Source organism: Deinococcus sp. (genome assembly GCF_030523985.1).
Taxonomy (GTDB): Bacteria; Deinococcota; Deinococci; order Deinococcales; family Deinococcaceae; genus Deinococcus.
Window position 1 is genome coordinate 5,474 of the sequence record NZ_JAUNHK010000057.1, and the last position, 12,362, is coordinate 17,835.

The following is a 12,362-nucleotide window of genomic DNA, read 5'->3' on the forward strand; positions in this document are numbered from 1 at the left end:
CGGTCGCGTAGTGGGGGTATGCGACAACCCGCTGCCCCAAGGCCCGCACTGGCCCCGGCGTCCGGCCCGCTGTTGCTTCTGGGCGGCGTTGAGCCTCCTGACCCACGCCCTCGACCCGCAGCACAGCCGCATGTCGGCGCTGTGGAAGGCGACGACCTGAACGCCGAAGGGAAGCCAGGAAGGTGGGCCGCAGTCGTGACGCTGCGGCCCGCCTTCCTGGGTTAGGTTTACTTGGTTTCGGTCAGGCTGTACGAACCGCTGCCGGAGTAGGCGTAGATCTCCCAGCGGTACGTGCCCGAGGTCGCCGCGTAATTGATGCTTTCGCTGCTGCCCGCCGACTCGCTCGCCGCCACGTCGACCCAGCTGCTGCCGTTGTATTTCTGGAGGTACAGGTCAAAGTCAGTGCCGCTGGCCGCGCTGAGGGTGGCCTTGAGGGTGCCGCCCGAGTAGCTGAAGCCGCTGCTGCCGGGCTTGTAGCTGCTGGCCCCGCTGCTCACGCTGCCGCTGTAGGTCGTGGTGGTGCCGGTGCTGGGGGGCGTCGTGGTGCCGCCCGCCGCGCCCGTGTAGAGCAGGCGGTTGACGCTGCCCTTGGTATCGGTCACCTTGCCGGTGGTGGCGTTGTTCAGCAGGGCGCTGGTGACCTGCGAGGTGGAGTAGCTGGGGTTCGCGCCCAGAATCAGCGCGACGGCTCCGGCCACGTGGGGCGAGGCCATGCTGGTGCCGCTCATGACGTCGGTGCCGGTGTTGTTGGTATTGAGGGCACTGGTGATGCTGCTGCCCGGCGCGAAGATGTCGAGCGGGGTGCCGTAGTTGCTGAAGGAGCTGCGGGCGTCGGTGCTGGTGGTGGCCCCGACGGTGATGGCCTGGGGAGCGCGGGCCGGGCTGTAGTAGCTGGCGTTGTCGTTGCTGTTTCCGGCGGCGACCACCACGGTCACGTTATTGTTGTAGAGCTTGGCGACCGCGTCGTCGATGGCCTGGCTGGTGGAGCGGGTCTGCGGCCCCAGGCTCATGTTGACGACTTTCGGGCCGGTGCCGTTGCCCAGCACCCAGTCCATCCCGGCGATGATGCCGGAGTTGCTGCCGCTGCCGCTGCAATTGAGCACCTTCACGGCGATAAGACGCACGTCTTTGGCGACGCCCCAGGTGGCGCTCCCCACCGTCCCGGCGACGTGGGTGCCGTGTCCGTCACAGTCCACGTTCCGACCGTCGCCGGTGGTGTTGGTGCCCCAGGTGGCCCGCCCACCGAAGTCCACATGGTTGATGTTGATGCCCGTGTCGAGAATGTACGCCTTGACGTTGCTGGCGCTGCCGTAGGTGTATCTCTTGTCGAGCGGCAGGCTGCGCTGGTCTACGCGGTCGATGCCCCAGGTCGGGTTGCTTTGCGTGCCGGTGGCGTACATGGTCTGGTCCTGCTCGATGTACTTCACGCGCTTGTCGGCCCGCAGGGTTTGCAGGTTCTGGGCACTGAGGCGGCCCGAGAAGCCCTGAAGGGCCTGCGAGTAGATGTTCTGCACCGAAATGCCCTGCGGGTCGAGGCCGAGTGCACGAATCAGGGCCGGGGCGCTGAGGCTGCTGAGCGCCTGACCCGCTACGTTCTGGGCGCTGAGGCTGCCGGTGGTGGCTCCCTCGCTGAACACCACGATGTACTGCCCGGCGATGGCGTCGCGGTTGTCGGTGCCGCGCACGGGGGCGAGGGCGTGGCCGCGAATCGGCGAGATCACCTGGGGTTGGGGGAGGTCTGCCGCCGACTGGTTGGGCTGTGGTTGGGCGGGCTGGGTGCCACAGGACGCCAGAATCAGGGTGAGGGTCAATGCGCCGGAAAACAGACGTGCACTCATGGGAAACCTCCTGATTCCTCGGCAGCGGCGACGGCACAAGGTCACGGCACGCCATGCCGGAAGCTGCCGCTCCTGCGTCACGGGGTCTGTGCGCCGACCCGCCTGCTCTGGAATTACCCAAAAGCATAAACGCAAAAACGCGATTTGGAACCCTTCGCAATCGTGCCACTGACCCCATTTCACTGAAGGAGTGGCGACCTTCATGTCAAGGGACGCGTCGTGGTGAGGGAAATCTTTGTCTCGATATACAGGACGGAAATCTTTGTAAAATTTCTCTCAGCAATACAGTGGTCTTATTGAAAAAGTGTTGGCAATTGAAGTGCTCAAATCCGGGAATGCTCCCTGGTTTTCTGGCAGATTTTGGGGAGTTTTTCACTCCACCGAGAACTGGAAGCGGGTGAGCGTCAACTCGACAAGGACGCCCACCCGTTTCCCGCCTCTCGCTGACCTAGACCCCTTGAATCTGAGGCGCCGGGCGCAGACGCACCCGCGTGATTTTGAGGCCCTGCACCTCCTCCACCGTGAGGTCGTGGCCCTGCACATGCAGCGTGGTGCCGACCTCGGGCACCGTGCCGTGGGCCGCCAGCACCAGTCCGGCGATGGTGGAAACCTCTTCGCTGTCCAGCGGCACACCGTAGTCCTCACGCAATTCGGAGAGCGTGACCTCGCCGTCCAGGGTCAGCGAGCCGTCGGCCCCGACCTGCACCCAGTCGCTCATGGGCAGGTCTTCTTCCTCGATCACATCGGCAATCAGGTCGTCCATCGTGACGAAGCCGAGCGTGCCGCCGAATTCGTCCACCACCAGCGCCGCGTGAACCCGCTCGCGTTTGAACAGACTGAGCAGGTCTTCGGCGGTGGCCCCCGCCGCCACACTCGGCAAAGGCCGCACCAGACCGCCGAGCGCCAGCGACTGCCCCAGCACCCGCGCCCGCATGAAGTCCTTGACGTGCAAGACGCCCACAATTTGGTCGAGCGTGCCGTCATAGACCGGATAGCGGCTGCGGGGCGAGGCCGCAATGCGGGCGTAGACCTCGGTGGGCTGCGCCTGCACCCCCAGCACCTCCATGCGGCTGCGCGAGGTCATCAGTTCCTCGGCGGTGCGCTCCTCCAGCTCGAAAATGTTGTGAATCAGGTTGCGCTGCACGTCGCCGAGTTGCCCACTATCGGCACTTTCCTCGGTGACGATGGCGAGTTCCTTGGAGGTATAGAGGGCCAGACGCTTGTCGGGTTCGGGAATACGCAGCAGCCGCATCAGCGCCAGCGCCAGCCAGTTCAGCACCACCACCAGCGGGCGGAAGATGAACCCGAACACCCGCATCAGCGGATTGACGCGCAGGCTCATGTTTTCAGGGGCCTGAAGCGCCAGCGCCTTGGGAATCATTTCCCCGAACACCACATGCATGAACGTGATGAAGCTCAGGGCCACCACGAAACCGACGGTGTGCGCCGCCTCGTAGGTCAGTCCCCAGTCCTCGAAGGGGCCGTAGAGCCAGCGGGCGACGGCGGGTTCGCCGTACATGCCCAGCCCGATACTCGCCAGGGTGATGCCGAGCTGCGCGATGGCGATATAGCCGTCCTTTCCGGCGGGGCGGTCGAACACGCCCAGCAGCCAGCGGGCCGCGCCGTTGCCGTTCTCGGCCAGGGTTTCCAGCCGTGAGCGCCGCGCCCCGACCAGCGCGAACTCGGCGGCCACGAATACGCCGTTGACGACCACCAACGTCAGGATGACCGCCACCGGCACGACCACCGTGCTCACCACGTCACCGCCCGCGCTCACGCTTCACCTCCGGGCAGGGTCAGGCTGACCCGCGTGACCGCCCGCTTTTCCATGGCCTCGACCCGCAGCAGCGGCTGGCCCTCCACCTGTACCTCGTCACCGATGACCGGCAAGCGGCCCAGCTCGTTCCAGACGAGTCCACTCACGGTATCCACTTCATCCTCCGGGTAGTCCAGCCCAAAGCGGCTGTTGAGGGTTTCGACCAGCACGTCGCCGCGCACGGTGACCCGCCCGCCCTGCACCGAAATCGGTTCTTCCTCGTGGTCGAATTCGTCCTGCATTTCCCCGAAAATCTCTTCCAGGGCGTCTTCCAGCGTCACCATGCCCGCCACCGAACCGTACTCGTTGACCACCATCGCGCTGTGGCGCTCGGCTTCACGCAGCTTGCGCCACAGGTCGGGGACGCTCATGACCTCCGCCACGATCAGGGGTTGACGCATGACCGTGCTGACTAGGGTGGCCGGGTGGGTTTCGGCCACCAGATACAGCGAGCGCAGGTGAACGATGCCCACCACGTCGTCGCCCTCGCCCGTGACCGGAAAGCGCGAGTAGGGCGTGTTCGCCAGTTCCATGAGGGCCTGACGCACCGTGCGGTTGCCCGCCACCGTCACCAGCCGGGTCCGGGGGGTCATGATTTCGCGCACCACCCGTTCCTCGACATTCAGCACGCCCGCCAGCATGTCGCGCTCGGCAGCGTCGATCAGGCCGCCCGCCGCACTCTCGCGGTACAGTCCCTCCAGTTCCTCGGGCGAGTGGACGTGCGAGTGGCTGTGGTCGACATTCAGTTTCCAGGCCCGCATCAGCGCGAAGGCCGTGCCGTTGAACAGGGCGATCAGGGGCCGGAACAGCAGCAGGCTGAACTGCATGGGCCGCAGGGTCGCCAGGGCCAGCCGCTCGGGGTAGCGCAGGGCCACCGTCTTGGGCAGCAGCTCCCCCAGCACCACCTGAAGCGCCGTGATGAGGACCAGCACGACCAGCACGGCCACCGTCTGCCCCGCCGCCCCGAAATAGGGCGTGAGCAGTGGCGTGAGCTGCGCCTGTCCGTAGGAACCTGCCACCAGACTGCTGAGCGTGATGCCCACCTGACAGGCCGCCACGTAGGTATCGAGCCGCTTGGGGTCGCGCAGGATGTCGAGCAAGTCACGGGCGGCGCGGTTGCCGTTCTCGGCGTCTTCCTGCACCCTGGAGCGCCGCGAGCCGACGGTGGCGAACTCGGCAGCCACGTACAAGGCGTTGATGGCGACCATGACCAGAATGACCAGGACCGGCACCAGGGCGTTCAAGAAAGCCTCCGGGTGCCGGTGGGGCAGGGTCGTAAATGCGAAGGGTCGGCGCTGTCACTGCTGGGCAACGTCATATCCTTCAGCTTAGCGCGGAGGCGTCCGCACAGCGGGCGAGGTTAAGACTTGCTGGCTACCGGGCAGCCCTCGGCGGCAGGATTCAGCGGCTTTCCCCGAAGGCTTCGCGCAGGGCCAGCGCGAACACCTGAAAGCTGAGGGCCGGATTCGCGTAGGCTTCGAGCGCCTGCTCCAGCGCGTCCAGGGCAAGGTCGGCGCGGGCACGCTGATGGGGCAGCCGTTCCCGCCAGACGAAACGCAGGGCTTCGGGATGCCACGCGGCGTCCCAGCGTTTCTCTAGCGCTGCTGCCGCGTCCAGGGCAGGCAACAGCCCTTCCGCCAGCGCGTCGTCAAGGGTAGCGGCGTCGGTCAGGGCTGTGCGCACGCTCTCCAGTTCGCTCAGCACCCGCGCCCGGCCCGCCGCGAACGCCAGCAGGGTGTCGTCGGGGGCTTCTCCGGCCTGGGCCAGCGCCCGCGACATGGCCGTGTCCGAGGCGGGCACCACGCCCAGGCGAGCGCTGCGGCTGACGATGGTGGGCAGCACCGAGCGCAGGTCTTCGGCCAGAAACACGAACAGGGCGCGGTGGGGCGGTTCCTCGACCAGTTTCAGCAGGGCGTTGGCCGCCTGAGGGTTGAGAAATTCGGCCCCCGCCACGATGACCACCCGCCGCCCGAAGGTAGGCCGCACTTCCAGAAATTCGTAGACGTGGGTTTCGTATTCGCGCCCGTTGTCGCGGGACTGCAAAATCGCGCCGATGGGAATGATGCGCCGCCGCGCCGCCTTGCCCGTGCTGGTGGTGGCGCGGGGTTCGAGCCGCAGCACGTCCGGGTGGGTTCCGGCGCTCAGGGCGCGGCAGGACGGGCAGTGACCGCACGCCTCGCCGTACATGCCCCGGCTGCCGCTGCAATTGTGCTGCGCGGCGATGGCATAGGCGAGGTCGAGTTTGCCGACCCGCGCCGGGCCGCACAGCAGCAGGGCATTGCCCCCGAAACTCCCGGTCTGTTCGAGCAGCGGGCCGTGCAGCGCCGCCGCCGTGAGCGCGGGCAAAGCGGGCGCGGCGGTCATTTGCCGACCGAGAGCCGCGCCGCCAGCACCTCGGGCAGCCCCGCCTCGCGGATGGCCTCCTGGGTACGGGCGATGTCGTAGGGCACGCGGAAGACCTCGAACGCCGAGCGCACCGTGTCGAAAATGGCGTAGCTGGCGCGGGGGTTGTGGTCACGCGGCTGCCCCACGCTGCCGGGGTTCAGAATCACGCGGACGCGGGGCGGCACCATGTAGGTGGTCACGTCGCTGAGGGGGTGGCCCTTGATCCAGTCCCCCACCGGGGCGTTGAGGGTGGCGTACACGGCGGGAACGTGGGTATGCCCCACGAAGGCCAGCATGCCCTGCCACTGGCCGAAGGCGGCGCGGGCAGCGGGCACCGAGTCCATGTAGTCGTCCAGGCTGGTCGGCGTGCCGTGGCGGTAACGCGCCCCCACCTCGGCGTCGTCTATGCCGTCGCGCCAGGTGCGAATCCAGCGCAGGTCGCGCTCGGTCAGGCGGCTGATCTGCCATTTGAGCACCGAAGCCACCACGCTTTCCCGGTAGGGACGGGTGCCGTCCACGTACTCGAGCAGCATCTGGTCGTGGTTGCCCAAAATGCACTGGGCGTCGAGGTCACGCAGGGCCTCAAGGACATCGTGGGGGTGCGGGCCGTAGCCCAGCGCGTCACCGAGGTGGATGATCTGGTCGTAACGACGTTTTTCGGCATCCTCCAGAACCGCCTGGAGAGCCGTAAAGTTGGCGTGGATATCGGAAAGCAGCAGCAGCCGCACGCCCGCCATGATAGCCCTCTTCTGGGGATAAGGACCGTGACCCTCTGCGGCGGCGGCGGCAAAGGCCCCCAACCACAACAAAAAAAGCACGTCCACGACGTGCCTGAAGAGCTATGCAAGAAGGCCTGGGGAAAGCCTCAAAGACCGAAGTGGGCGCGGTTCTTGACGATGAATTCCTGTTCGCCGTCCGGCACGTCTTCTTCGGGGAAAATGGCGCTCACGGGGCAGGCAGGAACGCACGCGCCGCAGTCGATGCACTCGTCGGGGTGGATAAAAAACTGCTCGCCGCCGTCGTAGATACATTCCACGGGGCAGACTTCGGTACAGGCCTGGTCCTTCACGCCGATGCAGGGGCTGGTAATCACATGGGGCATGGGGACAGTATGCACAGCCTGACGGGGCCTGACAAGGGCAAGAGCGCCAAAAACTTTCCACCCAGACGCCAAAAATCCGAGTGCTACAGTCGGTTTTAGTGGCCTCCCAGCACCCGCCGCGCCAGTTCGAGGTCGCTGCCTTTGTCCACATCGGTGCCAATCGCGGCGTGGGGCGTGATGAGGGCGCGGGCCTGCACGCCGAGAATGTCACTCACCTTGCTTTCCAGGGTCGCCACGTCCAGCCGCCCGGTCACGAGCCGCAGCAGCACCGAAGGCCCGATCAGGCCCGCCAGTTTCAAGGGGGCCTTGCGGGCACCGAGCACCTCGCGCAGTCGGGGCAAAAACTGAGAGATCAGGCGGGGGTCGAGCAGAAACAGGTTGCCGCCGGTAAACGTGCCGTCCCTGACCTTGACATAGGTTCGCTTGACACCGGGGAAAGCCGCGTCGCAGGCCTCTTTGGTCACCACTGGGTAGACCAGACCCGCGTCGGGCGACTCTCGGGCGGCCTGCTCCAGAACGTCGCGCAGTTGCTGTGGCGTCATCAGGGGAATGTCGGCGGTCACCACCAGCACCCGCGCCCCGTCCGGCAGGGCCGCCACCCCCGCTTCCAGATTGGCGAGCAGGCTGCCCCGGTCGGTCACGCGCTCGTCGATCAGGGGGTTCATCTCGGGCGTGGTCGGGCCGACGTAAGCCACTTTTCCGATGCGCCCACTTTCGCGCAGGGTTCGCAGGACGTGCAGGCCCAGAGGCGCTCCGGCGAGTGGAATCAGCGCCTTGACGCCGACGCCGTGGGCCGCCGCGAAGGGGTCGCCGGGGTCACCTCCGCCCAGGACGACAGCATTCCAGAGGGGCAAGGCAGGCGCAGACGACGACATACAGGCAGGGTAGCGCAGGGCCGGGCGCTCATTCCTCTCGCAGCTCGCCCAGCGGCAGCCACACTTCGGCGCGGAAGCCCTCGCCGGGGGCGCTGCGTAGCTCTAGCCTTCCCCCATGCAGTTCGGCGGCGCGGCGGGCAATCGCCAAGCCCAGGCCGTGCCCCGCCAGCCCCGAAGCGTCGGCGCTGCGGCTCTCGCTGGGGCGGTAGAACGCCTCGCCCAGTTGCGGCAGCACCTCGGCGGATACGCCGGGGCCGTCGTCCTGCACCGTGACCCGCGCCCAGTCGCCCTCACGGGCCACCACGACGGTCACGGTGGCCCCCGGCGCGTGGCGCACCGCGTTGGCGGTCAGGTTCCAGATGGCCTGGCCCAGCAGCACCCGGTCACCGCGCACGGTCAGCGCCGGAGAGGGCAGCAAATCCACGTCAGCGTGCGGGTCGAGTTCGCGGGCGCGGTCTACCGCTTCGGCGGCGAGGTCACGCAGCGGCACCGGGGCCTGCGCCAGCGCCGAGGGGTCGCGGGCCAGCAGCAGCAGGTGGTTGGCGAGGGTCGAGAGCCGGGTGATGTCGCGCCCCAGTTCGCGCAGGTCGGCCTGATAGCGTTGCGGGTCGCGGGGGTGGGCCAGCGTGCCGTCTACCCGCGCCTGGAGCGCCGCCAGCGGACTGCGGAGGTCATGGGCCGCCGCCCGCAAAAAGGCCTGTTCGCGCTCCCGCGAGTCGGCCAGCCGCCCGAAACTCTGCTGCAAGGTCAGGGCCAGCCGCGCCAGTTCGTCGCCGCTGCCCGCGCCCGGCAAGGGACGGCGCAGGTCGCCGCCGTCACCGATGGCCCGCGCCGCGCCCTCCAGCGCCTGCACCGGGCGCAGCAGCCGCCCCGCCACCCACCAGCCGAGCAGCAGCGCCAGCAACAGCGCAGCGGGGAGCAGCCACGCCAGCGCCCGCCCGAACGCCTGCCGCGCCGCGCCCAGCACCTGCACGTCCAGGGCCGCCGTCAGCAGAGCGCCGCCGCGTAGGGGCCGCACCACCAGCAGCAGGTCGCCCTGCTGATAGACGCCGGGCGACAGCACCTCGACTCCTGCCGGAAAACGGCCCGTCTGCACGCTCTGCCAGCCTGCGCCCCCCACGCCGGGAACACTCAGGCGCAGTTCCGGCCCGCGCTGCCCGCCGCCCTGGGTCTGCTGGGAGACCCGTTCCAAGTCGGCTGCCGTGACCCTGACCTGCCCGGTCAGCAGTTGCACCGGGTCAGGAGGTGAGTCATCGTCGTCGTGTCTGTCCCGCACGCCCAGCGGGTCGTCGCGCCGCTGCCGAATCAGACCTTCGACCCGGCCCCCGGCCTCCTGCGCCGCCGAGACGGCCCGGTCGTACTGCGCCTGCCGCAGCAGCCCGCTGACGGCAAAAAACAGCCCCGCCGACACCAGAAGCGCCGCCAATCCCGTCGCCAACGCCGCCCACAGCGCCCAGCGTGCCCGCAAGGAGAGCTTCACGGCTTCACTTCTCGACCCGGTAGCCCCGGCCCCGCTCGCTGCTGATGGCTTCGGGGGCCAGCTTGCGGCGCAGGTAGCGCACGTACACGTCCACGATGCGGGCCTCACCGCCAAATTCCGGCCCCCATACCCGGTCGAGGAGTTCCTCGCGGGTCAGCCAGCGTTCGGGGGCCAGGGCCAGGGCGCCCAGCAGGTCGTACTCGCGCCCGGTCACGGCGACTTCCTGCCCGTCCCAGGTCACGGTGCGGGCCACGGTGTCCAGCCCCCCGCGCCCGGCGGCAAAGCTGCTGCGCGGCGCACTCTGGCCCCGCTCACGCCGCGCCAGCGCCCGCAGGTTGGCGAGCAGTTCAGGCATGGCAAAAGGCTTGACCATGTAGGCGTCCCCGCCCAAGTCGAGGCCGGCCACCCGGTCATCCACCTCACCCCGCGCCGTCAGAAACAGGATGGGCGAGTCCACCCCGGCGGCCCGCAGTTGCCGCGCCACCTCGAACCCGTCAATGCCCGGCAGCATCACGTCCAGCACGATCAGGGGAAACTCGCCCAGCATGGCGGCTTCCAGGCCCTCGTCGCCCGCCCGCGCCCAAGTGACCGCGTACCCGGCTTCGCGCAGTGCGCTGAGCGTGGGTTCGGCAATCCGGGGGTCATCCTCGACAAACAGCAGGCGCATGGTGGCAGTCTAGGGCGGCGCGGTTAAAGGACGGGGAAGAAAAGAGTGGTCCTCAGAACCAGGGCTTTTTCCCCCTCAGATACTCGCGCTCGAAATCGGCGTCGGACTTGGTGAGGTAGATGATGCCCTCGATGAGGCCGACCACGCCCAGGGCGCTGACGACGAGGGCCGCCAGCGGAAACAGGAAGATGCTGCCCAGAAACAGCGTCAGCAGAGACAGCGTGAAGGCGACCACCCAGCTGCCCAGGTTCAGGCCCAGCATCACCAGCCCCGGCGTGTTCATGCCCAGATAGAACTTGTGGACGCCGAAGCTGCCCAGAAAGATGGCGAGCAGCGCCGCAATCAGCTTTTTCTGGGCCACGTCGCCCCGATCCAGCGAGGAGGAAGAGTCACCCCAGATGTCCGGGCGCGCGGTGGGAGCGGTGCGGTAGGTCGTGGTCTGGGTCGGCATGGGCTGGGTCGGCGGCGCGGCGGGCAGGTCACGGGGGTCGCGCACCTGTCCGCCGGTGGCGCGGGCCACCCAGTCGTCGCTGTCGAAGGGGCGGGCATCGGTGACGACCGGAGCAGGCCGGGGCGGGTCTCCGGGCAGGCGCAGGTCACGGGCGACTTCGGTCTGCGGCCAGTGGTCCCAGCCGGACGGGGCCGGGGGCGCAGCCTCGCCGGGCAAGCGGGCCTCGCCGCCATGCCGCGCCTCGGGCACACGGGGCTGGGGCCGTGACTGTGCCGACAGCACCTCGTCCACCCAGGACGGGGCGTTGCCTTGCGGGGTCATGTTGGGGTCTTTGCGGTCGGTCATACTCCAGATTACGCAACAAAACGTCATGAAGTTGCATCCGCCGAAAGTTGGGCAGGCCAGCGGGGGCCGCCCCTCAGTCCAGTTGCACGAACACGGCCTTGAGGTACTCCGCCTCGCGGAACGTCGCGTGGTGGTCGGGGGCGTGGCGGCTGGAGAGCAGCTTGCGCCAGCGCCGACCACTGCGCCGCACCGCCGACATCACCGCGTTCTCGAATTCTTCGGCGCTGACGTGGGCGCTGCACGACGCGCTGACCAGGATGCCGCCCGGGGCGAGGCGGGTCAGGCCATCGTGCGCCAGCTTGCCGTAGGCGCGAATGGCTCCCTCGCGCTCTGCTTCGCGGCGGGCCAGCGAGGGCGGGTCGAGAATCACGAGGTCGTAGTCTCCCCCCTGTCCCCCTGCGCCCGGCAGCCACTCGAACACGTCGGCCTGCACGGTGTTGTGCGCGGCCTTCAGGTCGGGGTTGAGAGCAAAGTTGCGCTCGGCACTCGCCAGGGCGTGGGCGCTGATGTCGAGGCTGGTGACCTCGCTGGCCCCGCCCCGCGCCGCGTAGAGCGAAAAGCCCCCGGAAAAGGAAAAGGCGTTCAGGACGCGCCGCCCCTCGCTCATGCTCTCGACCCGGCGGCGGTTTTCGCGCTGGTCGAGGAAAAATCCGGTCTTCTGGCCCTGCCTGACCTCGGCCTCGAAATTCAGGCCCGACTCGCGGAACACCACCGAATCCGCCGCCAGTTGCCCCAGAATCACCTGCCCGTCATGCAGGCCGATTTCGGCAGCCAGGGGCTGAATGTTACGGCTCAGGCGCAGCACCACCGCGAAGCCCGGCGCACGCCCAGCGAACAGTTCCAGCATCCGGCGCAGGTGAGGAAACCACGCGGCGGTGTAGACCTTCATCACCAGCACCCCGGCGTAGCGGTCCACCACCAGTCCCGGAAACCCGTCCGATTCGCCGTTCAGCAGGCGGTAGCCGTCGGTGTCGCCGAACTCGGTGAGTGGCCCGAACAGGGCGGTGCGCCGGGTCAGGGCCGCGTCCAGCCGGGCCGCCCACCACGCGTCGTCGAGTTGCACGGGCAGCCCCGTGTGCAGCACCCGCAGGCGCAGCGGCGAGTGGGGGTCGTACAGGCCAATCGCCAGAAAACGGTCACGGCGGTCATACACCACCGCCAGTTCGCCCGCTTCGCCCTCGCGGTTTTGCTCGCGCACGCTCGATTCGTAGACCCAGGGATGACCCTCGCGCAGGTGCAGTTCGGCGGCCTTGGACACCCGCAGGCGCAGGCGGGCAGGAGCGGAAGAGGGCGCAGACATGCAGGGAAGATAGCGGAGCGGGCACTCGGGGGCGAGATTCAGGGACGCTCCAGCGCCAGCGGTTTACGTACCGCCACCGTCCAGCGCGTGCCGCCGCAGCCAC

General features: G+C 68.1%; 11 protein-coding genes. All 11 read right to left on the reverse strand.

The genetic code is table 11. The features are described from left to right. Window positions 1–227 precede the first annotated feature (227 nt). Window positions 228–1,838, reverse strand: a complete 1,611-nt coding sequence (locus tag Q4C89_RS09440; RefSeq protein ID WP_303102356.1) for a S8 family peptidase — start codon at window positions 1,836–1,838, stop codon at window positions 228–230. Window positions 1,839–2,286: 448 nt separating this feature from the next. Further along, entirely contained in the window at window positions 2,287–3,615 is a 1,329-nt protein-coding gene (locus tag Q4C89_RS09445; RefSeq protein ID WP_303102357.1) for a hemolysin family protein, read from the reverse strand. Beyond that, window positions 3,612–4,898 carry a hemolysin family protein gene (locus Q4C89_RS09450; RefSeq protein WP_303102358.1) on the reverse strand — a complete coding sequence of 429 codons (1,287 nt, stop codon included), beginning with the start codon at window positions 4,896–4,898 and terminating at the stop codon, window positions 3,612–3,614. The genes Q4C89_RS09445 and Q4C89_RS09450 overlap by 4 nt, the downstream gene beginning before the upstream one ends. A gap of 157 nt (window positions 4,899–5,055) precedes the next feature. Beyond that, window positions 5,056–6,018, reverse strand: a complete 963-nt coding sequence (locus tag Q4C89_RS09455) for a DNA polymerase III subunit delta' (protein ID WP_303102359.1) — start codon at window positions 6,016–6,018, stop codon at window positions 5,056–5,058. Then, complete coding sequence (locus tag Q4C89_RS09460) at window positions 6,015–6,776, reverse strand: metallophosphoesterase (RefSeq protein ID WP_303102360.1); 762 nt, start codon at window positions 6,774–6,776, stop codon at window positions 6,015–6,017. The genes Q4C89_RS09455 and Q4C89_RS09460 overlap by 4 nt, the downstream gene beginning before the upstream one ends. Before the next feature lie 128 nt (window positions 6,777–6,904). After that, window positions 6,905–7,141, reverse strand: coding sequence for a ferredoxin (locus tag Q4C89_RS09465; RefSeq protein ID WP_303102361.1), 237 nt, complete (start codon window positions 7,139–7,141; stop codon window positions 6,905–6,907). A gap of 95 nt (window positions 7,142–7,236) precedes the next feature. Then, window positions 7,237–8,016, reverse strand: a complete 780-nt coding sequence (locus Q4C89_RS09470; protein ID WP_303102362.1) for a nucleotidyltransferase family protein — start codon at window positions 8,014–8,016, stop codon at window positions 7,237–7,239. Window positions 8,017–8,044: 28 nt separating this feature from the next. Further along, complete coding sequence (locus Q4C89_RS09475) at window positions 8,045–9,496, reverse strand: HAMP domain-containing sensor histidine kinase (protein ID WP_303102363.1); 1,452 nt, start codon at window positions 9,494–9,496, stop codon at window positions 8,045–8,047. 4 nt (window positions 9,497–9,500) lie between these two features. Next, window positions 9,501–10,163 carry a response regulator transcription factor gene (locus Q4C89_RS09480; protein ID WP_303102364.1) on the reverse strand — a complete coding sequence of 221 codons (663 nt, stop codon included), beginning with the start codon at window positions 10,161–10,163 and terminating at the stop codon, window positions 9,501–9,503. 52 nt (window positions 10,164–10,215) lie between these two features. Beyond that, window positions 10,216–10,959, reverse strand: a complete 744-nt coding sequence (locus Q4C89_RS09485) for a TM2 domain-containing protein (protein ID WP_303102365.1) — start codon at window positions 10,957–10,959, stop codon at window positions 10,216–10,218. 73 nt (window positions 10,960–11,032) lie between these two features. Next, entirely contained in the window at window positions 11,033–12,259 is a 1,227-nt protein-coding gene (locus tag Q4C89_RS09490) for a 23S rRNA (cytosine(2499)-C(5))-methyltransferase (protein ID WP_303102366.1), read from the reverse strand. Between the last annotated feature and the right edge of the window lie 103 nt (window positions 12,260–12,362).